This window comes from Paraburkholderia sp. IW21 (assembly GCF_041321145.1).
Lineage (GTDB): Bacteria > Pseudomonadota > Gammaproteobacteria > Burkholderiales > Burkholderiaceae > Paraburkholderia.
In genome coordinates this window covers 176,367-199,523 of record NZ_JBGGWA010000007.1, presented here as the reverse complement: position 1 = coordinate 199,523, position 23,157 = coordinate 176,367, and the positions used below count along the sequence as shown (strand labels likewise).

The window sequence follows — 23,157 nt, the reverse complement described above, 5'->3', positions numbered from 1 at the left end:
CCGCGCGTCGACGATGCAACTCGCCGCTGCACCCCGGTGTTCTGTTCCACTACTCCTTCTTTACTTCCGCGACGGCCGGCGAGCCGACACACCTTCGCAAATTCGCATTTTCACTTTTTCGGCGCTTCAGCAACCGGCCCACTTTCTATCGGCGGCGCTTCCTTCTCGATTTCGTCGCGCGCCTGCTCCCAGTATTCATCAGGCGTTCCCTTCGGCTCTTCGGCCTGCTCCCAGAGGTAGTAGGCGCGTGTACGAATCTGTTCTTCTCGAGACGCTTGTTCCTGTTCCATTTGACCATCCTCAGTTGGACCGGCACAGACCGACACCGGCGGCGCCACGCACGTGCCGCGAAATGCGGCAAACGCGCGGCTATTCGAAAGCGAGCAAGCGCTATACCTGGCGGTTAGCGCTCACGCCCGGCCCACACCCGCGTATCTCACGTTGCGGCAGGACGTTCGCTTTCATCCGTGGTGAGTTGCTCTTCCAGGCGATCGAACACGCGTTGCGTCGCGTGGCTCGGTGCTTCGAGTGCGAACAGCAGCAATGAGCGGCTTGTCACCTGATACGCGTCGCCGGCGGCGAATTGAGGCAGCTCGGCTCGCACGGGCATGTTGGTATCCAGCAGGCAAGTCCACTGGTCGCCCTCGGGAATATCGGGCAGCGTGAAATTGACGACGTCGTGATGCGCGTTCAACACCAGCAGCAAGGTCGCATCCGACGCGGGACGGCGAATGCCGCTCGCTTGCGCGCGCCCGTCGATCACCACGCCGAAGCAGCGCATTGACGGATCGTCCCATTGTTCGTGCGAAAGATCACTACCGTCCGGTGCGAGCCAACGCGCGTCGGTCACGTCGAGCGCCTCGTTGTATTCGCCGGAGAGAAAGCGCCCGCGGCGCAGCACCGGCAGGCGATGCCGCAGCGTCGTCAGATTCTTGACGAACTCGGTTAGCGCGCGCCCGTCGTCGTCGATGCCTTCCCAATCGACCCAGCTGATTTCATTGTCCTGGCAATACGCGTTGTTGTTGCCCTTCTGCGTGCGGCCGAATTCGTCGCCCGCGAGGATCATCGGCGTGCCTTGCGAGAGCAGCAGCGTGGCCAGCAGATTGCGTTTCTGGCGTTCGCGTTGCTGACGGATTTCCGGGTCGTCGGTCGGCCCTTCGACGCCCATGTTCCATGACTTGTTGTCGGAATGGCCGTCTTTGTTGTCTTCGCCGTTGGCGTCGTTGTGCTTGTCGTTGTACGAGACCAGATCGTTGAGCGTGAAGCCGTCGTGCGCGGCGATGAAATTCACGCTGGCCCACGGGCGGCGCCCACGATGATTGAACTTGTCGCCCGAGCCGGTCAGGCGTTTGGCGAGATCACCCACCGCGCCTTCGTCGCCCTTCCAGTATTCGCGCACGGTGTCGCGAAAACGGTCGTTCCATTCGGCCCAGCCCGGCGGAAAACCGCCCACTTGATAGCCGCCCGGGCCGCAGTCCCACGGTTCCGCGATGAGCCGTACGCTGGAGAGAACCGGATCCTGCCGGCAACTGTCGAGGAAGCCGCCGCCTTCGTCGAAGCCGTGCGGCTCGCGGCCGAGAATCGTCGCAAGGTCGAAACGGAAGCCGTCGACTTTCATTTCCGTCACCCAGTAGCGCAGGCTGTCGGTGACCATTTGCAACACGCGCGGATGCGACAGGTTCAGCGTGTTGCCGGTGCCGGTGTCGTTGATGTAGTAGCGGGGCTCGTCGGGCATCAGGCGGTAGTAGGACGCGTTGTCGATGCCTTTAAAGGAAATCGTCGGGCCGCGCTCGTTGCCTTCGGCGGTGTGGTTGTAGACCACGTCGAGAATCACTTCGAGGTTGGTGTTATGAAAGCGGTCCACCATTTCCTTGAATTCGCCGACCGAGTCGGTCGCCGACGCAAAGAAACGCGGATCGGCCGCAAAGAAGCCGATCGTGTTGTAGCCCCAATAGTTGGTGAGATCTTTGTCGAGCAGATAACTGTCGTTGACAAAGGTTTGGATCGGCATCAATTCGACCGACGTGACGCCGAGACCTTTGATGTAGTCGAGCACGACTTGCTGGCCGAGTCCCGCGAAGGTGCCGCGCAAATTTTCGGGCACTTCGGGATGGCGTTTGGTGAAGCCGCGCACATGGGTTTCGTAGAAGATCACGCGCTCCCAAGGCTGCGCATTGCGTTCCGGATGCGTCCACGAGAAATTGGCGTCGACCACCTTGCACTTCGGCACGAAGGGCGCGCTGTCGCGCTCGTCGAATGACAGGTCGCCTTCTTCCGAATCGAGTGTATAGCCGAAGATTTCCGGGGCCCATTTGAGCTCGCCGATATGGGCTTTGGCGTAGGGGTCGAGCAGAAGCTTGTTCGGATTGAAGCGATGTCCTTTTTCCGGCTCATAGGGCCCGTGGACCCGATAGCCGTACACCGCACCCGGTTTGAGATTCGGCACGAACACGTGCCATACCTCGTCGGTGTACTCCGGCAACTCGATGCGTTCGATTTCCGTCTCGCCGGTTTCGTCGAACAGACAGAGTTCGACCTTGGTGGCGTGCGCTGAGAACAGCGCGAAGTTGACACCGCTTCCGTTCCATGTCGCGCCAAGCGGGAAAGGTGTGCCTTCCGCGATGCGCGTCGAGTAATTGGCCTGGAATGACATAGGGGTTCCTGTGGAAGCTGGGCGCGCTGGCGCGCATGTTTGAGTATGCAAGCTTGCTGAACCAGCAAATTCCGGGCCCAAGCGCTGCGCGCACGGCACGACGGCGCCAAGGCACAACGCTTGCTGCGGCCAAGGTGAAAGACGACCTTTGGCCCGTGCGTAAGCCTAAACACGCGTCCACACCAGACAACAGGGAGAACACTCACCATGCGAACCATGTCAACCAAGCCGCTCGTTGCAGCCGCACTGCTTTTCGGCACGCTCGCGGCCTCCACTACCACGTACGCCCAAGGCGCCCCGCAGGCAATCACGGAGAAACGCACCGACGTCGTTCAGCTGGCTAGCGGGTATCGCGCGTCGAAGCTAGCCGGCGTGGACGTCTATAACAAGAACAAGGACACGCTCGGCACGCTGGACGATCTGATCGTTTCGCCGAGCGCGGACCGCAGCACGTATGCGATCCTGTCAGTGGGCGGCTTCCTTGGCATAGGCAAGCATCTGGTCGCCGTGCCGTTCACAGACCTGCAAATCAACAACCGCCGCGTGGTCCTGCCCGATGCGACGAAAAAGTCGCTGGAAGCGCTGCCTGAATTCAAGTACGCCCCAGACTGAAGCAGGTCAATATCAACTAATAACGCTTGACGTTAATAACGCGTTGCGTTATTATGTCGGGACGATTATTTCGTTTGCCTGCCGCGACACAGAGATCCTTTTCAAGGGCACTCGTATTGCCCGGTTCGCTAATATCGAAAAGGTGGCAATGCGCAAGCTGCAGCAGATTCATGCGGCGGCAACGCTTGAATTTTTGCGCATACCGCCGGCGAACCGGCTTGAGTTGCTAAAAGGCGATCGGGCTGGCCACTACAGCATCCGGATCAACGATCAATGGCGAGTCTGCTTCCAGTTCGAGGCGGGGCACGCAAGCGATGTTGAAATCGTCGACTACCATTGAAGGAGAGTTTCATGTCCCGCCAAGTACCACTCGCAACGCCGGGCGAGATCCTCGCAGAGGAATGGCTCGAGCCGATGCAAGTTACCCAGTATGCGCTCGCCAAGGCAATCGGCGTGCCGGCGCGCCGCATCAATGAAATCGTAAAAGGCGAACGCGCGATCACGGCTGACACGGCAGTACGTCTCGGCGCATTCTTCGGCACGGACGCGCAGAGCTGGATGAATCTGCAAACCCATTTCGACACGGAAATGGCACGCGAAAAGATCGGCGAAGAGACCCTCAGACAAATCGAGCAGCACCGGCTCGCCGCCTGAGGTGGCCTGAGGTGGCCATTTGGCGCCACCGCCCGTAGAACCATGCACGTCCTTTCTGTTCGAGGCAGACGCGCGGAGCGCTTCTCACCACGCTCCGCACTTCACACCATGCTTTAGCCGAACAGCTTATCCAACGTAATCGGCAAGTCCCTTACCCGCTTGCCCGTTGCATGCCAGATCGCGTTGCTCACCGCTGCCGCCACGCCCACCACGCCGATTTCCCCGACGCCCTTCGCACCCAGCGGATTGACGATGTCGTCCGGTTCGTCCACGAACAGCACGTTGATAGCGTGGATGTCCGCATTCACGGGGACGTGATACTCGGACAGGTTGTGGTTCATCTGCCGCCCAAGCGCATGGTCGAACTGGCCATGCTCGTGCAGTGCCATGCTGATGCCCCACACCACGCCACCGGCAATCTGGTTGGACGCGGTCTTCGGATTGATGATGCGGCCCGCCGCGATCGCGCTCACCACGCGTGTCACGCGCACGGTGCCCAGCGCTTCGTCCACCCGCGCTTCGACGAAGACCGCCGAATGCGTGCCCATTGAATACGCCTGCTGCTTTTCATGCGGCTTGACGCTCGCCTGTTCTTCCAGCGTGTCCAGTCCGGCTCGATCGAACAATGCGTCGATACGCACGGCATCGTCCGCATCAGGACCGCACACGAGCCGCTCGCCCGAGCGCCTGATATCTTCACGCGCAACGGTCGCAAAGCGCTCGCCGCCGTGCTGCCGCGCCAACTCGACAAGCCGGTTATGCAGCCGCTTGCACGCGACGTCGACTGCGCTGCCGACCGACGACACCGTCCATGATCCGCCTTCGATCGGCGCCTTCGGCAAGCGCGTATCGCCGAGTTCGAAACTGACGTCTTCGATCGATACGCCGAGCGCATCCGCTGCGATCTGACTCATCGCCGTGTACGTGCCGGTACCGATATCGGCGGTCGCACTCGACACTTTCACGCGACCGTCACGTGTGAGCACCGCGCGCGCGGCCGCTTCGTTCTGCAGGGCGTCCCACGATCCCGTCGCCATGCCCCAACCGATCAGTTCGTTCCCTTCGCGTTTCGCACGCGGCGCGAGCGGCCGCGGGTCCCAGCCGAAGCGCGCCGCGCCTTCGCGATAGCACTCGCGCAAGGCCTTGCTCGAGAACGGCAGATTCTTGTTGGCGTCGCGCTCGGCGTAGTTGATCAAACGCAATTCGAGCGGATCCATCTGCAGGGCTTCGGCCAGTTCGTCCATCGCCATTTCGAGCGGAAAGAGGCCTTGAGCCGCGCCCGGCGCTCGCGTATCGGCTGGCGTCGGCACGTCGATCCGGGCGACCTTGTAGCCCATTGTGACGTTGTCGCATTGGTACAGCTGACCGGCCCAGTTCACGACCACGTCGCAGTAGTCCTCGTATTGCGAGGTCTCCGACACGGCCTCGTGAATTACGGCTTGCAATTTGCCGTTTGCCGCCGCACCCAGCGCGACACGCTGGATCGATTGCGGACGATGCGCGAAGGTGAACATCTGCTGCCGCGTCAGGGTCACCCGCACCGGCCGCTTCAGATCGAGTGCGGCCATCACCGCAAGCGCCAGGTGATAATGCGGACGCAGCCCGGAACCGAACGCGCCGCCGACGAACGGCGACACCACTTGCAGGTCGTCGTCCTTCAGGCCGAATACGTTAGTCAGGTACGTCTTGGTGTTGCCGACGCCCTGGGTCTTTTCATACACAGTCAGCCGTCCTTGTTCATCCGGCACCACGGTGCAGCCGTGCATTTCCATCGGATTGTGATACTCCGCCGGCGTGCTGTAGAACGCATCGACACGGACCACCGCGCTCGCAAGGGCCGTATCCGCGTCTCCGCGTGCTGATGGAGGCGGCTCGAAGCCGCCCTTTTCCGTCGATGGCGGCACGGCGTCCATCACGACTTCGCTCATATCCGTCTGATGAGGCGTGGGTTCGTAACGCACCTTCACGAGCGACGCCGCATAGCGCGCCAGCTCCAGCGATTCGGCTACCACCAGCGCGACCGGTTGCCCGCTGTACCACACGCGCTCGTCCCACAACGGCCTGAACGGGCTGCCACCCGGTGCAACCTGATCCTTGTACGGCTTATCGGCGAGCGGGAGTGCCGAGCGATTTTCATGCGTCAGTACCCGCAGCACCCCGGGTGTGTCGAGCGCGGACGACGCATCGATCGAAACGATACGGCCGGTCGCGATCGTGCTCGATACGACGAAGCCGTAAGTGAGTCCCTCGGCTCCAAAATCGCCAGCGTAGTGCGCGGCGCCGGTGACTTTCAGCTTGCCGTCGACGCGCTTGTGAGGCACGCCGGTGGCGCGCAAACCAGGCAATGTTTCGGCGCGATTCATGGTGCGACCTCCTCAAGCGAGCGCTGCGTCGCAAGTTCGAATGCACGCATGATGACGCGCGCCGCCAGTTCGATCTTGAACGCATTGCCGCGCCGGCCCTGCGCGCCGCGCAGCAGCGCTTGCGCAAAACCGCGCACAGTGGCTGCGTTCAATGGCTCACCACGCAATAAGGTCTCGGCTTCAGGATCGCGCCATGGCTTGTGCGCGACACCGCCGAGTGCGCAATGGGCGTCGACGATCATGTCACCGTCGAGTTCCACACCGACCGCGGCCGACACCAACGCGAACGCATACGAGGCCCGGTCGCGCACTTTGACATAAGCGTGATGCGCGGCGAAACCTTCTTCAGGCAACTCGATCGCCGTCACCAGTTCGTCGGCGCGCAGATTGCTGTCTATATGCGGCGTATCGCCGGGCAAACGGTGAAAGTCGGCAAACGGCAAGGTACGCGTGCCGTCCGTACCGCTCAGGTGCACGGTCGCATCGAGCGCCGCCAGCGCCACGCACATGTCCGACGGGTGCACGGCAATGCACTGATCGCTCGCGCCGAGAATCGCGTGGATGCGGTTGATGCCTTCCTTGGCCGGACATCCTGTGCCGGGGTCGCGTTTGTTGCACGGCGTGCCGGCATCGTAGAAATAATGGCAGCGGGTCCGTTGAAGCAGATTGCCGCCGACTGTCGCCACATTGCGAATCTGCGCCGACGCACCCGCCAGAATCGCCTGCGCAAGCAGCGGGTAGCGCATGACCACGGTGTCGTCATAAGCCACGGCGCTATTGGTTACCAGCGCGCCGATTTTCAGGCCGCCGTTCGGCGTCGCGTCGATACTTTTAAGCGGCAGTCGGTTGATGTCGACGAGCACCGCGGGACGCGCCACGTCTTCGCGCAACAGGTCGACGAGATTGGTGCCGCCCGCGATAAACGCCGCCGTGGCGTTCGCGCGATGTTGGTCGATCGCCTGAGCGACAGCGCTCGCACGAGCATAGGAAAAGCGGTTCATGGGCGCGCTCCCGGTGTTGGCGATCGTTGATCGCTCAAATCCGCCGCGTCCAGAATCGCCGCGACAATGTTGGTATACGCGCCGCAGCGGCACAGATTGCCGCTCATCTGTTCGCGGATGTCGTCGGCGGTTTTCACGTGGCCCTCGTCGAGCATGGCAACGGCGGAGCAGATCTGCCCCGGCGTACAGTAGCCGCACTGAAAGGCGTCGTGGTCGATGAAGGCCTGTTGAACCGGGTGCAGTGTGTCGCCGTCGGCGAGGCCTTCGATCGTCGTGATCGCTGCGCCGTCGCGCACGGCGGCGAGCGCGAGACAGGTGTTGATGCGCTGGCCGTTGACAATCGCCGTGCACGCGCCGCACTGGCCGTGGTCACAGCCTTTCTTGGTGCCGCTCAAATGACAGTGTTCGCGCAGAAGGTCGAGCAACGTGGTCCAGGCTTCCACCTTGAACTGTTGGGTTTTACCGTTGATTTCGAACGTCACCGGCACACGCTCGACGCCGGGCGGCACGAGGTCAAGCGCCGTTTCTGCAATGGGGGTGTCCATGGGTTTTCTCCTGACGATAAGTCACGCGCAGCACAAACGGCTGGCGCAAGCGACGTGCCACCAGGCACGCCGGCTTGCGAGAATGGCTAAGGCTTACGCAGGGGGTTTCGCCGTTTTTACTGCGGCCCGACGGCATGCAGCGCGGCAGCCGATTCGAGCACGCGCAAGAGACGCTGCGGCGTGAGGGGTTTGGCACAGTGTGCGTCGAAGCCGGCAGCCTTGGCCCGCACCCGGTCTTCGCTCGAAGCAAAAGCGGTACAGGCGACCAGCAGCATGTCGGCGGTCAACGGGTCAGCCCGCAGGCGGCGAGCCAGTTCGAGCCCGTCAAGGCCGGGCATCTTGATGTCGAGGACGATGGCGAACGGCTGCCATTCACAAGCCATTCCGCAGACCGCAAGCGGATCGTCGAGCGCGCGGCATTCGAAGCCGTCGGCATTCAGGAGCATCTGCAATGCGTCGGCCGCTTCCGGGTAATCGTCGACCACGAGTACGCGACGGTGCGATGCCATTGCATAGGGGATCGGCCGCCATACTACGACGTCATCGTTATCGTCCATTCGGTCGTCGAACGTCACCATCTTCTCCTTTGCTTCTTCGCAGCGCTATTTTCGGGCAGTGGGAAACTTGTCCGCAAGATTCGCTCCCGCCGCGCAGCGAGCGCTCATTGCTTGCCAGACGTTCGCTTCAATTTTTCGCCACGCTGTGCCCAATGCGCCGCCGCACATGCGTTACCTCACCACCATAGCTCACCGGGTCGATCGCCGCTTCCTGATTTATGCTGTCTTGACGCATCCCGATACACTGTCGCATGCACGGAATGTTGCGTCGAAGTATGGTTGAAACGCACTTCCCTCGCGCATGGCGCCCTTGCGGCGTGCATTGCACATAACTTCGTGTTCACCGTAACATCATCGGCTCGCTGTATACGAACGGATATAGGTACCCCGAGTTCGGGAAAACACGCAAAGTTCGGTTGAAGGAAAATGCGAAATTTGTGGGAAACCTGGAATCGCGTTAAGGAATCCTGCTTACGGGTTATCCCGCACGGTCGTCGATGAAACCCTTCAACGTGGCCAGCGTATCAGCGTCATCGATATGTTTGTCGGTGCGCCAACGCAGCATGCGCGGAAATCGCACCGCTATCCCCGACTTGTGACGCGGGCTCGCCTGAATCCCCTCGAAGCCGATTTCGAACACCAGCGTCGGCGTCACGCTGCGCACCGGGCCGAACTTCTCGACTGTGGTCTTGCGCACGATCGCATCCACCTGGCGCATTTCTTCGTCCGTGAGCCCGGAATAGGCCTTGGCGAACGGCACAAGCGTGCGCACGCCGTTCGCCTCGTCCCATACCGCGAAGGTGAAGTCGGTATACAGGCTGGCGCGTCGGCCGTGACCGCGTTGCGCGTAGACCAGCACCGCATCCACCGCATACGGATCGATCTTCCATTTCCACCAGGTGCCGGAGGCTTTGGTGCGGCCCACTCCGTACATCGAATCGCGCGCTTTCACCATCATGCCTTCCACACCGCGCGCCCGGCTCTCTTCACGCAGCGCAGTGAGGGTTTGCCAATCCGCCGCGCAAATGAGCGGCGAAACGCGCAACAGGTCGCGTGCAAGCGTGCCGTCTACTGAAGTCGCCAGTGTGTCGAGTTGCGCGCGCCGCTCTGCTAGCGGGGTCATGCGCAGATCCTTGCCGTGCGCTTCGAGCAGGTCGTAGGCGAGCAGTGTGGCCGGCGAATCAGCGAGAATTTTTTTTGTCAGTGTTTTGCGCGTGATCCGCGGTTGCAGTCGCGCAAACGGCAATGGCGCTGAGGCGCCCGGTTCCCACGCGAGAATTTCACCGTCGATCACGAAGCCGTCGGGCAACCCTTCGCCGAGTGCCGCGACCTCGGGGAAGCGGTCCGTAATCAGATCCTCACCGCGCGACCATAGCCACACACGTCCCGCCCGTTTCACGAGTTGCGCGCGAATGCCGTCCCACTTCCATTCGATTTGCCATTTCGACGGCTCGCCGAGCGTCGCCGGGTCGGCCTGCAACGGATGAGCGAGAAAGAAAGGGTAAGGCAAACCGAGATCGCTCTCGTGTGCGTGCTGGCCGCGCAGCGCGTCTTCATCGGCGGCTTCCGGCGCGATCAAACGCAGGTAGCGTGCCGCGTCCGGCTTCTGTTGCGAGTCGGTCCAGCCGACCATGCGTTGTGCGATCCGCTTATGATCGACGCCCGCCACTGCCGCCAGCGCACGCACCACGAGTTGCCGCGCGACGCCGACCCGAAAGCCGCCGCCGATCAGCTTGGTCAGCAGAAAACGGCCGCCCCAATCTAGTTCGTCCCAATAGCCGAGCAAACGCGTGCGCAATTCTTCCGGCGCTACCCCGCGCAGCGTCAGCACGCGTTGCTCGATCCACTGCGTGAGGCCGAGTTCGGAGCTGCATTGCGCGGGCGGCAGGATATGCGCGATGGTTTCGGCCAGATCGCCGACCGCGTGATACGACTCTTCGAATAGCCATTCCGGCAGCCCTGCACGCTCGCGGGCAATGTCCCGCAGAAGGCGCGTCGGCACCGATTGACGCGGCTTGCCGCCGGCGAGAAAGTACGACGCCCACGCGGCGTCCTCTGGCTCTGCTGCGGAGAAATAGCTGATGAGCGCCTCGAGTTTGTCGTGCGTGGAGGTCGTCGCATCGAGGGCGGTATAGAGCGCGGCGAAGCGTTTCATGTGTCACTCGCTGCGTTGCCGGTTTCGCTTGCTTCCGGATTCGCTGCGACGCGTGCTTCGTCGCGCTCGCCGGATTCGGGAATGCTGATCGACGCGCTACGCGGCGCGCCCGCTTCGTCTGTTTCGTCCGCACCGGCAGCATCCGCTTCAACTGTGTCGTCGCCGTATTGCGTTTCAAACGCGCCCGCCTCGAGGCCCTGCTCGCGCAGCCAGCGCACCATTGGTTCGACCGAACCATGCGTAACGATGACGCGCTCAGCGCCTGTCGCCTGAATGGCGGTTTGCAGGCTGGGCCAGTCCGCGTGATCCGACAACACGAAGCCGCGGTCGACGCCGCGTCTGCGCCGCGCGCCGCGCAGACGCATCCAGCCCGAAGCGAACGCATCGCTATAGTCGCCAAAACGCTTCAGCCAGGCGCTGCCTTGCGCGGACGGCGGCGCCACGATGAGCGCGTGCTGGAACACCGCCTTCTCTTTCACCGGAATTTCGCTGACAAGACGCACGGGCGGCAAGCTCACCCCGGCTTGCCGGTACGCCCGATTGAGCGGTTCAATCGCACCGTGACAGAAAATCGGTCCGATACCCGCGTCGATGCTTGCCAGCACGCGTTGCGCTTTACCGAACGAATAGCAGAACAGCACCGACGCGCGCCCTTCCGACGCGTTATGACGCCACCATGAATCGACGCCGTCGAATATCGTTTGTGGCGCATCCCACCGATAGATCGGCAATCCAAAGGTCGATTCGGTAATGAAGGTATCGCAGCGCACCGGTTCGAACGCCTCGCAGGTCGGATCGGGATCGAGCTTGTAATCGCCGGATGCGACCCACACGCGGCCCTTGTGCTCGATTCTGAGTTGCGACGAACCCAGCACGTGTCCCGCGGGATGAAGCGAAACCGTCGTGCCACCGAGATCGAGCCGCTCGCCATACGCGAGGGTTTGCAGCGTGATGCCGGCCAGCCGCGAAAGCAGCACGTTCGCGCCCGCCTGCGACGCAAGATAGTGCCGGTGCCCGAAGCGCGCATGATCGGAATGCGCGTGCGTAATCACGGCTCGCTCGACCGGTTGCCAGGGGTCAATGTAGAAATCTCCGGGCGGGCAATACAGCCCCTCCGGCCGCGCGACCACGAGGTCTGCGAGTTCCGCTTTGTCAGTCGCGTTGTTCATTGTGATTTGATACACCATCCTGCTAACGATGAAAAGCGAACCGCGCTGTTGAAAAGCAAACTGCGTTCCCGCTGCGGGAACCATGCAATCTGCCGCCTATCCGGGGGTGGCTGCGTTCTTGCTTGAGGTTCTGGGTAAGCGCTGAAAAACCGGCTGCCTTTCCGGCCGATCCGGCCACGCGCGGCGTGATGAACCATGCAAACCATCATCGATAAGCACGCGCTGTATGTGGCGAAACATCCCGGCGCGTTTTTTCTGCAGACGTTGAAAGCATTCCGCGCGAACCAGGGTTTGCTGCTCGCGGGAGCGGTCGCGTATTACGCGTTATTGTCGATTGTGCCGCTGATGATCCTGATCGTGATCGTGTTGTCGCGTATCGTGCCGCAGCACGTTTTGCTGGCGGCGCTGGGTCATTTGTTGCAGTGGCTGGTACCGGGGCAAGCCAATGCGCTCGTGCACGAACTGACGAATTTTCTCGCGCATCGCGCGGTGATCGGCTGGGTCCTGCTGCTGACGATGATCTTTTTCAGCTCGCTTGCATTCACGGTGCTCGAGAACGCGATGTCATTGATCTTCGTGCACCGCGTGGTGGTGCGGCGACGGCATTTTTTGCTCTCCGCGCTGCTGCCCTACTTCTACATCCTCTTTCTTGGCATTGGATTATTGATCGTGACGTTCGTGTCCAGCGGGCTGGAGGCTGTCGGGGCCGAGGGTATGGAACTCTTTGGATTACATGTTTCATTGCAGGGATTGTCGCGCTTCGTGTTGTATCTGCTCGGGGTCGCTGGCGAGATTTTCGTATTGACGTCGATATATATGGTCATGCCGGTTGGACGGCCTTCCCTCAAACACGCGTTGTTCGGCGGAATTGTTGCCGCCGTGCTGTGGGAAATTACACGGCACGTGCTGGTCTGGTACTTCGCAACGCTTTCGCAGGTCAGCGTCGTGTATGGCTCGCTGACCATGGCGATTGTGATCCTGTTCAGCTTCGAGTGGCTAGCCACCCTGCTCCTGTTCGGCGCGCAGGTGATTTCGCAATACGAACGATTCGGACTCGAACCAGCCAAGACGCCGCCGCAAGAAATCAAAACGGCCTGAAACCTTCGCCCAACAGACAAGGAACACGCCTTGCGCCACTCTCTAGCCATCTCCGGCTCCGGCGCGCTCGGGCGTCGGCTACCGTGCGCCATGATCGCGCTGGCGGGCGGTCAGCCATGCGCGGCCTCGGCCTGGCGGCAAGACTGCGGTACCATTCCCGGGAGATGCCGGGCGCGGCGTATTCCTCGCTTCAATCACGGCACGCTCAGGACTCGGTGATGACCATCAGCAAGCGCAACAATGTGAGAATTTCCGGTAGCGGCAAACGGACCATGGTGTTGGCGCACGGCTTCGGCTGCGATCAGAGCATGTGGCGCTACCTCGTGCCTTCGTTCCACGGCGAGTACCGAACCGTGCTGTTCGATCACGTCGGCAGCGGCGCGTCGGACCTGTCCGCCTACGATCGCGACAAATACGATTCGCTTCAGGGTTATGCCGACGACCTGGTCGAAATCGTCAAGGAAATCGCCGACGGCCCGGTGGTGTTCGTCGGCCACTCGGTGAGCGCGATGATCGGGCTGATCGCCAGCCTCGACGCACCGGCGTTCTTTGCGGCGCAGGTCATGGTGGGTCCGTCGCCGTGCTACGTCAATGACGGCGACTATATCGGCGGATTCACGCGCGAGGATATCGAAGACCTGCTGCTTACGCTGGAAAGCAACTACCTCGGCTGGTCGAGCACAATGGCGCCGGCCATCATGGGCGCCCCGGAGCAGCCAGAGCTCGGTGTCGAACTGACCAACAGCTTCTGCCGCACCGATCCCGAGATCGCGCGGCAATTCGCTCGCGTCACGTTTCTTTCGGATCATCGCGCCATCCTGCCGCGCAACACGACGCCCACACTGATCCTGCAATGCAGCGACGACATCATCGTGCCACGCACGGTTGGCGAATACATGCAACGGATGATGCCCGTCAGCACGCTGCACATCATCGAAAACGTCGGCCATTGCCCGCACCTGAGTGCGCCCAGCGCGAGCGCCGCGGCCATGCGCGACTTTCTCGGCCCGATGAGCCTGTAAAACAATGCAAAGCACGGATCGCTCGCTACCGTCGGCCGATGCCTTGTTCGAGCATGCCGCTTGCGGCCTGCTCGTGACCGACGCCAACGGCCGGATTCGCCGCGTGAACGAGACCTTCTGCGGCTGGCTCGGCTATAGCGCGACGGAGCTCGCGGAGACAAAACGCATCCAGGACCTGCTGACCGCCGGCGGCAAGGTGTTCTATCAGACACACTGGTCGCCGCTCCTGCAAATGCAAGGCTCGGTGGCCGAGGTCAAGCTGAACATGATGCATCGCGACGGCCGTATGGTGCCGATGCTGCTCAACGCGGTGCGCCGCCGTCATGGCGAAGTCAGCTACCTCGAAGTGGCGGTACTCATCGTCGCGGATCGGCATAAGTACGAGCAGGAATTACTGCTTGCGCGCCGCAATGCGGAGGCATCGGTCGCCGCACATCAACTCGCGCAGAAAGAATTGCAGGAAAGCCGCGACGTGCTGAGCCTCGCCATGCGCGGCGCGCGCATGGGTGCATGGTCGCACGAGCCGAAGTCGGGTAAGTTCTGGTGGAGCCGCGAACTCGAAGCGCTCGCGGGTTATGCGGAGGGACACTTCGCGAAAACGTCGCGCGGCTTTTTCGAACTGATTCATCCGGGTGACCTGCTTGCGCTCAACGAGGCAGTCGGCCATGCCGTGGAAAGCGGCGACGATTACGTCGCGGAATTCCGCTTCCTGCATGCGAGCGGCGATTGGTGCTGGATGGAAGGCCGCGGCCGCGCCACTTACGACCGCCACGGTGAGCCGCTGATGATCTACGGCCTCGGCATCGACGTCACCGAGCGCAAGGAAGCGCAGACCGTGCTGCTGCGTCAGGCGGCGATTTTCGAGCATCTGCGCGATGCGATCGTCATCACCGACCTCAAGGGCAATATCACCGATTTCAACGTCGGCGGCGAGCGCATGCTGGGTTATCGCATGCGCGAGATTCTCGGCAAGCCGATCTCGATGTTCCATCCGCCGGAAGACGCGCTGCGCATCCGGCGGGAAGCGTTCGCCAGCCTAGCCGCCGACGGCACATGGCGCAGCGAACTGACCTTCGTGCGGCACGACGGCTCGCGCGGCGTGTGCGAAACGGTCGTCAAACCGCTGGCGAACGCGCGCAGCGATATCTACGGCGCGGTCAGCGTAAGCCGTGACATCACCGAGCGCAGGCGCGCCGAACAACAATTGCAGCGTCTGAATCTGGAACTCTCGAAGGCCGATCGCCGCAAGGATGAATTCCTCGCCACGCTCGCCCATGAACTGCGCAATCCGCTCGCGCCGATGCGCAATGTGCTCGAAATCCTGCGCCTGAAGGAATTCGACGACCCGCAACTGAGGTGGTCACGCGATGTGTTCGATCGGCAATTGCAACACATGACGCATCTGGTCGACGATCTGCTGGAGGTGTCGCGCATCACGCAAGGCAAGCTCGAATTGCGCAAACAGCGGCTTGAACTCGCGCGCGCGATGCAATCCGCCATGGAAGCGGCGCGCCCTTCTGTGCAGGCGTCGGCGCATCATCTCAGCGTCACGCTGCCGCGCGAGCCGCTCTATCTCGACGCCGATCCTACCCGCCTCTCACAGATGATCCTGAACCTCCTGAACAACGCCGCCAAGTACACGCCGCCGGGCGGCAGCATCTCGCTCGCCGCGCAGCGCGAAGGCGACGAAGCGGTGATCGCCGTGCGCGATTCCGGTATCGGTATTCCCCGCGAGCATCTGGACAGCGTGTTCGAAATGTTCTCGCAGCTTGCGCCCGCGCTCGAGCGCTCGCAAGGCGGCCTCGGCATCGGTCTCGCGCTGGTGCGCGGCCTCGCCGAACTGCACGGCGGCTCCGTCGCCGCGTTCAGCGGCGGCCCCGGCAAGGGTAGCGAGTTCGTGATCCGCCTGCCGCTCTCGAAGACGATTCCGGTACCGTCGGGTAGTGCGCCCTCCGAGGAGCCGCTCACGGTGGGCCTGCGTGTCGTAATCGTCGACGACAATGCGGCCGCCGCCGATAGCCTCGCCATGGTGCTCGAACTCGAAGGCCACGACGTGCGCACAGCGGGTGACGGCATTGCGGGTCTGACGTTGATCGACGAATTCGCACCGCAGGCGGTGATTCTCGATATCGGCCTGCCGCTCCTGAACGGCTATGAAGTGGCGCGGCGCATTCGCCGCGATTACCCTGCCGCCGGCATTCTACTGATCGCCGTCACCGGCTGGGGCCAGCAGCAGGACAAGCGGATCGCCGAAGAAGCCGGCTTCGATCATCATTTCACCAAGCCTGTCGATCCGCGCGAATTGCAGCGCGTGTTGAGCCGGCAACGGGGTTGAGTGCCCACAGCTGTGTCGAGTCCCGGCGCCGAATGCGCATACGCCGCGCCAGCACGCGTCCGGACTCCGGATCAACCTTTGCTGATCTTCGCCTTGTAGCCTGCGTCCTCGAACGCCACCAGGAATTCCTCGGCCATCATCCACGAGTCGACCTTGACGGTTCTGGCATCCACGTCGACATCGATTTTTGCATCAGGGTCGACCGCGCCGATGGCTTGGGCGAGCGTCTGTGCGTCGCCATCGCCGGTCATCTTCTCCACTTCGAATTCCATATGTTCGACTTGCATGTGCTACTCCTTCGATTCGGCTTATCGGGTACTTCGAACGCGAGAACTTCGGCAATTCAATTAAATTTAAATTATGTCACAACGTGATTTATAGTGAAATGCACTGGATCATCATGAAAGTGTGCCGTTGAATGTCCGGCAGCGATCGCGCGCCCCACATCACTGCACTGTGCGTAGCAACGAACGGAGGGCATCCATCATGACAACGAGATTCAAGGTTGGCGATCACGTGACCTGGAATTCGGAGGCCGGCCATGTGAGCGGCAAGATCATCAAGGTGCACACGAAAGACACCGATTACAAGGGGTACATCCATCACGCCAGCGTGGACGATCCACAGTACGAGATCAGGAGTGACAAGACCGACCATGTCGCGTTGCACAAAGGGGGTGCGCTGAAAAAGATTCATTCCTGAGCGAGGGTGACGGCTACCGTACAGACGAGCCGCTGACGAAGGTGAGACGCTATCGCTGCACGCGGTGCGCATTGCCCCTTCAGGGATCGTTCCCACTTCGTTCGCTTGCGCCAGGCACGCGTGTATGCGTGGCTGGCGAACCGACCCATCAGGTCGCGCGATTGCAAAGAGGAGATGGGATGGCACACATTCACCCGGCGCCGCCGCATGACCCTGTGGAGGCAAGTCTGAGCCCCGCGGACGACCGGGTTCGCCTGAATCACTGGCTGCCGCCACAGGCAGGCGTCGTGCCCCGGATCCGGATCGGTCAGCACTGGGTCAACGTGCTGTGGGCATTGCCGCTCGTTTTCGTGCTGCTGGTTATCGGCGTGGCTATCGCGCAGGCACTGCGGCAAGTCCCGGCGGTGCAGGAATTCCTCGTGCGCTACCCGGGCATCCCTCCGTCCGCGGCGTCCGTCATCACGGGATTCCCCGCCTGGCTCAGGCTGCAGCATTTCCTGAACCTGTTTTTCATGGCGTTCATCATTCGCGCGGGAATCCAGATTCTCGCCGATCATCCGCGGCTGTACTGGAAACGCGACTGCACGCCCGGCACCGAATGGTTTCGCTTCCAGAAGGCGGTGGCCACCGGCCGGGTGTGGACTGCGAAGGACGATTCGGTCACGCTTCCCGGGTGGCTGGGCATTCCGGGAATCCGTCACTCCATCGGTCTTGCCAGATGGTGGCATTTTTCGATCACATTGCTCTGGATGATCAACGGCATCGTCTTTTATGCATTGCTGTTCACGACCGGCCAGTGGCTGCGGCTGGTGCCGACGACATGGGAAGTGATCCCCAATGCGGCCTCGACCGCCCTGCAGTACCTGTCGCTCACGTTCCCCGCCGATCACAGCTGGCTGCGCTACAACAGCCTGCAACAGATCAGCTATTTCATCACGGTGTTCATCGCGGCGCCCACCTCCATCCTGACCGGCTTCATGCAGAGCCCGGCGATTTCCAACCGGCTCGGCTGGGTCGGCCGGGCGTTAAACCGGCAGCGGGCGCGTTCGATCCATTTCATCGCGTTGTGCTGGTTCCTGTTCTACATCCTGGCGCACGTGACGCTGGTGTTCATCACCGGTGCCCGCGTGAATCTGAACATGATGTTCGCCGGCGTGAACGGCGACACCTGGAGCGGCGTGCTGGTCTTCGTCCCGGCCATGGTGCTCGTGGCCGTCACCTGGTGGCTGGCATCTCCGTTCACACTCCGTCATGCGCGTCGGGTTCAGCGGATCGGAGCGTTCATGGCCCGGCCATTCAATAGCGTGACGCAGTGGTGGGACCCGACGAGCCAGCTCACCGCGAAGGATATCTCGCCGTACTTCTGGCCCAACGGTACGATGCCGGCATCGGCCGAGTTCGACCGGCTAGTGAAGGACAACTTTGCGCATTACCGGCTGAGGATCGGCGGCTTGGTCGAAAAGCCCGCGGAGTTCTCGTACGTCGAACTGAGAGCCATGCCGAAGCAGGAACAGATCACCACGCATTTCTGCATTCAGGGATGGTCCGGCGTCGCCAAATGGGGCGGCGTTCCGATGCGTCATCTCCTCGATCTGGTGAAACCGACAGCCGATGCCCGCTACGCGGTGTTCTACTCATTGGCCGACGGCGGCGACGGTGGGCGCTACTACGACGTGCACAGCATCGCCAACATGCGGCACGCGTTGACGATCCTCGCCTACGAGATGAACGGCGCGCCCCTCAGCGTGCTGCATGGCGCGCCGTTGCGGCTGCGCTGCGAGAACGAGCTCGGCTTCAAGATGGTCAAGTGGATTGCGGCCATCGAGTTCGTGCACGATTTCGCCGACCTCGGCGCGGGTGAAGGTGGCTACAATGAGGATCACGAATTCTACGGCTACCGCGTGCCGATCTGAGTATGCGGCCGAGCCGATAGGAATTCGCGCGTATCCTGTTCATCCCATTTTCCCCACGGACGGAGACTTTTGCCCATGCTCAATGAGGCTCAGGTAATCAGTGCCCTCGCTGCGCGCGACATCGTCCCCGACGTAACCCAGCGCGAGACAATCGCGTCGCTCGTCGCTTTACTCGGTGCTAGCGGGCGATACACGAAGCCCGGCACCGTGCTTGCGCATCAGGGCGTTTATTGCCATGGCCTGCCTGGGCGAGGCAAAAGTCTGGTGGTCGATACGGTGTTCGAGCTGGCAGGCTGCCGGAAGCGGCGCCTGCACTTTCACGAATTCCTGCGCGAGATGAACCGGCGTCTGGTGAGCGAACCACGCGGCGACGATCGGCTGGGATCGGTCTCGAGACAATGGCTCGATGGCGTGAAGCTGCTGTGCTTCGACGAATTCCACGTGCACGATATCGCCGATGCGTTCCTGATGGGCCGCTTTCTCGATACCGCAATTGCTCTTGGCACGCGCATCGTGCTGACTTCGAACTACGCGCCGGATGCCCTGCTGGCCGACCCGGAGTTCCACGAACGTTTCCTGCCGACGATCGAACAGATCAAACGTTGCTTCACGGTGATTCACTTCGACGGTGCACGCGATTACCGTTTCGGCGGCGAAGAAGCGCCGCTGCCGCATTTCTTTGCCCCGCTCGACGCGGCAACCGGCGACGCACTCCTGCAAATTTTCCGGCGCTATGAAGGCGACGAGACGCTGGAGCCCGCCACCGTCAGCGCAGCCGGCCGGCCGCTCGTTGCACGCGCGGTGGGTGCCGCTTTGCTCTGGGCTGACTTCGAGAGCCTGTGTGTGGCGAGCCGTTCACACCTTGATTACCTCGATCTCGCCGAGCAATGGCGCGGTCTGATTCTCGACAAGGTGCACACCGAGTGGCTCGCCGGGTCGCATACGTTGCAACGGCTCATATGGCTCGTCGATATCTTCTATGACCGCAAACGCACGCTGTTCATTGCGTCCGATCGGCCGATCGAAACGGCCCTCAGCGGTCTCGAAGGCGCGCACGATCTGTCGAGAACGCTGAGCCGGCTCGCCGAAATGCAATCGCGCAGCTATCGCAGCACACTGGATGGCGCCGAGCGCTCAGCAGACGTGGCGGGGATTGCCGCGCAGACTGCCGCACAGCCGGGATAACGGCGCGTGCTTTTGTAACTCTTGCCATCCACGCGCCGTGACGCCTTACTCCTGGCTGCGCTTCCGCTTCACCCGCTCGATCTGCTGCTTCGCCGCGTCATACACGTGCTCGGGCGTGAAGCCGAACTTCTTCTTCAGATCGGCGAGCGGCGCGGACGCGCCGAACGTATGCATCACCACCAGCTCGCCCAGCCGTCCGACGTAGCGGTCCCAACCCAGCGAAGCCGCCTGTTCGACCGCGACACGTGCATCCACATCAGGCGGCAGCACCGAATCCTGATACGCCTTGTCCTGACGCTCGAAGATATCCCACGACGGCATCGACACCACCCGCGCCGCGATCCCTTCGCTCTTGAGCTTCTCGTAGACGTCGACGCATACCGACACTTCACTGCCCGTGGCCAGCAACAATACCTCGGGCTTCTGCCCGTCAGGCGCATCGGCGAGCACATAAGCGCCCTTCTGCACGCCTTTGGCCGATGCATAGCGAGTGCGGTCGAAAGTCGGCAATGGCTGGCGCGACACCACAATGCACGACGGCCGCTGCCGATACGCCAGCGCCACGCGCCACGCCTCGGCGACTTCGTTCGCGTCGCCCGGACGCAGCACGGTCAGCCCCGGCACGCCACGCAGCGATGCCAGTTGCTCGATCGGCTGATGGGTCGGCCCATCCTCGCCGACGCCGATCGAATCGTGCGTGAACACGTAAATGGCCGACACTTCCATGATCGCCGAGAGGCGGATCGGCGGCTTCATGTAGTCGCTGAAAATCAGGAATGTCGAGCCGAACGGCCGCAAATTCGACAACGCGAGGCCGTTTACGACAGCGCCCATCGCATGCTCGCGAATGCCGAAGTGCAGATTGCGCCCACCGTAGCTGTCATGTTCGAAGCTGCCCGCGCCTTCGAATTTCAAATTGGTCTTGGTGGAGGGCGAGAGATCGGCCGCACCGCCGATCATCCACGGCACGCGCGCTGCAATCGCGTTGAGCACCTTGCCTGACGATTCGCGCGAGGCAATGCCCTTCGGGTCAGCGTCGAAAGTGGGGATGTCGCTGTCCCAGCCCGCCGGCAATTCGTGCGCTTCGATCTGCGCGAATTCGCGCGCGAGCTCGGGATACTGCTTCGTGTACGCATCGTACTTCGCTTGCCATTCCTCGCGCGCCGCCTTGCCGCGCGCACCGATGCCCTGGGCGAAGCGTTCGTGCACGCCGTCCGGCACGTAGAAGAATTTGTCTTCAGGCCAGCCGTAGAACTTCTTGGCAAGCGCGACTTCCTCGACGCCGAGCGGTTCGCCATGCGCAGCAGCGGTGTCCTGCTTATGGGGCGCGCCCCAGGCGATGATGCTATGGACCACGATCAACGTCGGCCGGTCCGTCACGCTCTTCGCTTCGACTATCGCGGCTTCCAGCGCGGCGGCGTCGTTCGCGTCGTTCACATGCAGCGTGTGCCAGTTGTAACCGCGAAAGCGGCTCTCCACGTCGTCGCTATAAGCGAGGTCTGTGTGACCTTCTATGGTTATCCGGTTGCTGTCGTAGATCCAGATCAGATTCGACAGCTTCAGATGGCCGGCGAGCGAAGCCGCCTCATGCGAGATGCCTTCCATCATGTCGCCGTCGCCGCACAGTGCATAGACGCGGTAATCGAACAGCGGGGCATCCGGCTTGTTGAAGTGGCTCTCGTACCAGCGTGCCGCCATCGCCATGCCGACGCTGTTGCCCAGCCCTTGGCCGAGCGGCCCGGTGGTGGTTTCCACGCCGGTGGTCATACGGTATTCGGGGTGGCCCGGCGTGTTGCTGCCGAGCTGGCGGAAATGCTCGATGTCGTCAAGCGAGACGGCGGGCGAGCCGGTGGGGTTGCCGTCGTGGTCCACGGCCTTGACGCTCGCCAGATGCAGCAACGAGTACAACAGCATCGACGCATGCCCCACCGAGAGCACGAAGCGGTCGCGGTTCGGCCACAGCGGTTCGTCCGGGTCATAACGCAGGTGGTTTTGCCACAGATGGTAAGCGACCGGCGCCAGCGCCATCGGCGTGCCGGGGTGACCGGAATTGGCCTTTTGCACAGCGTCCATCGATAGCGTGCGAATCGTGTTGATGCACAACTGATCGAGGGCGGGATCGTTTTGCATGGGGACACTCCTTGTTCGGCGGTGGGGACAGCGCCGGGATGCAGTACATCAGCGCGCCCGGCGAACCGTGTTTGTATGGAAGAACGCGTGACGAACCGCAGTCAGCCTCATCGATGATGCGCCGATGCGTGCAAGTCTGCACGGCGCTTTACATACGGCGCTGCGGTGTACTCCTGATCGAAGGCGGGTCTTTCAGACAGCTTGCGGTTTGGATTGGAACCGCCCCACAACCCCGAGCAATAAAGCGCTTCCGCTCAAATCACGCCGCATGCAGCCAGTGTTCGATCAGCGGACCCTGCGTGCCGTCGATCGGATCCAGTGCGGGGAACGGCAACGCTTCCATTGCTGCCTGCTCGGTCGGGGTCAGCGCTTCCCGGCGGATATCCCACTGTTGGCCCGCCGGATAGCCCCCGACCACCTGGAAGTGACGGGCGAACGATTGCAGGCAATGGCCGGTGCCCGCGGGCAACAGCAATGCGTCGCCAGCGGATATCGTCACTACCCTTCCGCCGGGACCACCTACGATCACTTCCGCGGAACCGTCGGTCACCCCGAGCACTTCATGCGCGGTCGCATGGAAATGGTGGTAGTCGAAAATGCCGTCGCGCCACTGCGGCGGCCACTCGTTTCGCTCGAACAGGATCTCGAACGCGGCCGCAAGGTCGCCGCTATCCGGCGCGAGCGCGCGACGGTAGATCACGACTGGCAACGTGCGGTTGTTCGGCACCCATTCGTGCGGTTCCAGCATGAATGCTTCGTACTCGGTTTGGGCCGCGTCGAATCCATGCTTCGAATCGTTGTACATGGTTAGCTCCTGGCCTTGCAGATGCGCGTGGTGATCCCCCGCTGTGGATGATGCTTGACGCTGCGTCGGGCGGCCGTCTCCCGGCGTCGTTGCGGCCGGCTCCTGAGACGCACGTGCTGCCTGAGGCGAGTTGGACAATGCCGTATGAAGCGCGCCGGCCTTCGCACGGGCGCGATCCTGGACCGCAAGGCGCGCGGCGCTGCGGCCACGGACGAATTTTTCAAACATATGACGAGAGTCCCGTATTGTGTGGCATAG

Annotated in this window: 20 protein-coding genes; 9 read left to right on the top strand and 11 right to left on the bottom strand. The window is 62.1% G+C overall.

Features of this window, described 5'->3' with window-relative positions:
* Nucleotides 1–110 precede the first annotated feature (110 nt).
* Together ACAX43_RS18510 and glgX are read right to left on the bottom strand one after the other, a co-directional pair.
* Nucleotides 111–290, bottom strand: a complete 180-nt coding sequence (locus ACAX43_RS18510) for a DUF2934 domain-containing protein (protein WP_370709867.1) — start codon at nt 288–290, stop codon at nt 111–113.
* Between the two features lie 146 nt (nt 291–436).
* Nucleotides 437–2,653 carry a glycogen debranching protein GlgX gene (gene glgX / locus ACAX43_RS18505; protein ID WP_370709866.1) on the bottom strand — a complete coding sequence of 739 codons (2,217 nt, stop codon included), beginning with the start codon at nt 2,651–2,653 and terminating at the stop codon, nt 437–439.
* A 207-nt stretch (nt 2,654–2,860) separates the two neighbouring features.
* Here glgX and ACAX43_RS18500 point away from each other — a divergent pair, with 207 nt between their 5' ends.
* Genes ACAX43_RS18500 through ACAX43_RS18490 form a run of 3 tightly spaced genes read left to right on the top strand, consistent with a single transcriptional unit; the run spans nt 2,861 to nt 3,919 of the window.
* The gene (locus ACAX43_RS18500; protein ID WP_370709865.1) at nt 2,861–3,265 is read left to right on the top strand and encodes a PRC-barrel domain-containing protein; all 405 of its coding nucleotides are present in this window, start codon (nt 2,861–2,863) and stop codon (nt 3,263–3,265) included.
* A 43-nt stretch (nt 3,266–3,308) separates the two neighbouring features.
* The gene (locus ACAX43_RS18495; RefSeq protein ID WP_370709864.1) at nt 3,309–3,605 is read left to right on the top strand and encodes a type II toxin-antitoxin system RelE/ParE family toxin; all 297 of its coding nucleotides are present in this window, start codon (nt 3,309–3,311) and stop codon (nt 3,603–3,605) included.
* A gap of 11 nt (nt 3,606–3,616) precedes the next feature.
* Nucleotides 3,617–3,919, top strand: coding sequence for a HigA family addiction module antitoxin (locus tag ACAX43_RS18490; RefSeq protein ID WP_370709863.1), 303 nt, complete (start codon nt 3,617–3,619; stop codon nt 3,917–3,919).
* A 113-nt stretch (nt 3,920–4,032) separates the two neighbouring features.
* On the opposite strand, the gene ACAX43_RS18485 is transcribed toward ACAX43_RS18490, so the two are convergent.
* The 6 genes from ACAX43_RS18485 to ACAX43_RS18460 all read right to left on the bottom strand — a co-directional run bounded on the left by ACAX43_RS18485 (nt 4,033) and on the right by ACAX43_RS18460 (nt 11,709).
* Nucleotides 4,033–6,282, bottom strand: a complete 2,250-nt coding sequence (locus tag ACAX43_RS18485; protein ID WP_370709862.1) for a xanthine dehydrogenase family protein molybdopterin-binding subunit — start codon at nt 6,280–6,282, stop codon at nt 4,033–4,035.
* Nucleotides 6,279–7,283 (bottom strand): xanthine dehydrogenase family protein subunit M, encoded by a 1,005-nt coding sequence (locus ACAX43_RS18480; RefSeq protein WP_370709861.1) that lies wholly within the window; start codon nt 7,281–7,283, stop codon nt 6,279–6,281. Before ACAX43_RS18480 ends, ACAX43_RS18485 begins: the two co-directional genes overlap by 4 nt.
* Nucleotides 7,280–7,828, bottom strand: coding sequence for a (2Fe-2S)-binding protein (locus ACAX43_RS18475; protein ID WP_370709860.1), 549 nt, complete (start codon nt 7,826–7,828; stop codon nt 7,280–7,282). Before ACAX43_RS18475 ends, ACAX43_RS18480 begins: the two co-directional genes overlap by 4 nt.
* A gap of 116 nt (nt 7,829–7,944) precedes the next feature.
* Nucleotides 7,945–8,403, bottom strand: a complete 459-nt coding sequence (locus ACAX43_RS18470; RefSeq protein ID WP_370710031.1) for a response regulator — start codon at nt 8,401–8,403, stop codon at nt 7,945–7,947.
* Nucleotides 8,404–8,863: 460 nt separating this feature from the next.
* Nucleotides 8,864–10,540: an ATP-dependent DNA ligase gene (locus ACAX43_RS18465; RefSeq protein WP_370709859.1), complete on the bottom strand. Its 1,677-nt coding sequence runs from the start codon at nt 10,538–10,540 to the stop codon at nt 8,864–8,866.
* Nucleotides 10,537–11,709 carry a ligase-associated DNA damage response exonuclease gene (locus tag ACAX43_RS18460; protein WP_370709858.1) on the bottom strand — a complete coding sequence of 391 codons (1,173 nt, stop codon included), beginning with the start codon at nt 11,707–11,709 and terminating at the stop codon, nt 10,537–10,539. The genes ACAX43_RS18465 and ACAX43_RS18460 overlap by 4 nt, the downstream gene beginning before the upstream one ends.
* A gap of 195 nt (nt 11,710–11,904) precedes the next feature.
* Here ACAX43_RS18460 and ACAX43_RS18455 point away from each other — a divergent pair, with 195 nt between their 5' ends.
* The 3 genes from ACAX43_RS18455 to ACAX43_RS18445 all read left to right on the top strand — a co-directional run bounded on the left by ACAX43_RS18455 (nt 11,905) and on the right by ACAX43_RS18445 (nt 16,164).
* Complete coding sequence (locus ACAX43_RS18455; RefSeq protein ID WP_370709857.1) at nt 11,905–12,807, top strand: YihY/virulence factor BrkB family protein; 903 nt, start codon at nt 11,905–11,907, stop codon at nt 12,805–12,807.
* A gap of 218 nt (nt 12,808–13,025) precedes the next feature.
* Nucleotides 13,026–13,829, top strand: coding sequence for an alpha/beta fold hydrolase (locus ACAX43_RS18450; protein WP_370709856.1), 804 nt, complete (start codon nt 13,026–13,028; stop codon nt 13,827–13,829).
* 4 nt (nt 13,830–13,833) lie between these two features.
* Nucleotides 13,834–16,164, top strand: coding sequence for a PAS domain S-box protein (locus tag ACAX43_RS18445; protein ID WP_370709855.1), 2,331 nt, complete (start codon nt 13,834–13,836; stop codon nt 16,162–16,164).
* Between the two features lie 71 nt (nt 16,165–16,235).
* Here ACAX43_RS18445 and ACAX43_RS18440 read toward each other — a convergent pair whose 3' ends face one another.
* A complete protein-coding gene (locus ACAX43_RS18440) occupies nt 16,236–16,451 on the bottom strand; it encodes a heavy-metal-associated domain-containing protein (RefSeq protein ID WP_370709854.1) in 216 nt (71 codons plus the stop codon).
* Between the two features lie 199 nt (nt 16,452–16,650).
* Between ACAX43_RS18440 and ACAX43_RS18435 the strand changes: the two genes are divergently transcribed.
* From ACAX43_RS18435 to zapE, 3 genes are all read left to right on the top strand, one after another.
* On the top strand, nt 16,651–16,866 hold the full coding sequence (locus tag ACAX43_RS18435; protein WP_370709853.1) for a DUF2945 domain-containing protein: 216 nt from the start codon (nt 16,651–16,653) through the stop codon (nt 16,864–16,866).
* Nucleotides 16,867–17,045: 179 nt separating this feature from the next.
* The gene (locus tag ACAX43_RS18430; RefSeq protein ID WP_370709852.1) at nt 17,046–18,779 is read left to right on the top strand and encodes a molybdopterin-dependent oxidoreductase; all 1,734 of its coding nucleotides are present in this window, start codon (nt 17,046–17,048) and stop codon (nt 18,777–18,779) included.
* 75 nt (nt 18,780–18,854) lie between these two features.
* On the top strand, nt 18,855–19,964 hold the full coding sequence (gene zapE, locus ACAX43_RS18425; protein ID WP_370709851.1) for a cell division protein ZapE: 1,110 nt from the start codon (nt 18,855–18,857) through the stop codon (nt 19,962–19,964).
* A 45-nt stretch (nt 19,965–20,009) separates the two neighbouring features.
* Here the strand turns inward: zapE and tkt are convergent, their stop codons facing one another.
* Both tkt and ACAX43_RS18415 read right to left on the bottom strand, forming a co-directional pair.
* Nucleotides 20,010–22,094: a transketolase gene (gene tkt, locus ACAX43_RS18420; protein ID WP_370709850.1), complete on the bottom strand. Its 2,085-nt coding sequence runs from the start codon at nt 22,092–22,094 to the stop codon at nt 20,010–20,012.
* Nucleotides 22,095–22,353: 259 nt separating this feature from the next.
* The gene (locus tag ACAX43_RS18415) at nt 22,354–22,899 is read right to left on the bottom strand and encodes a cupin domain-containing protein (protein ID WP_370709849.1); all 546 of its coding nucleotides are present in this window, start codon (nt 22,897–22,899) and stop codon (nt 22,354–22,356) included.
* Nucleotides 22,900–23,157 lie beyond the last annotated feature (258 nt).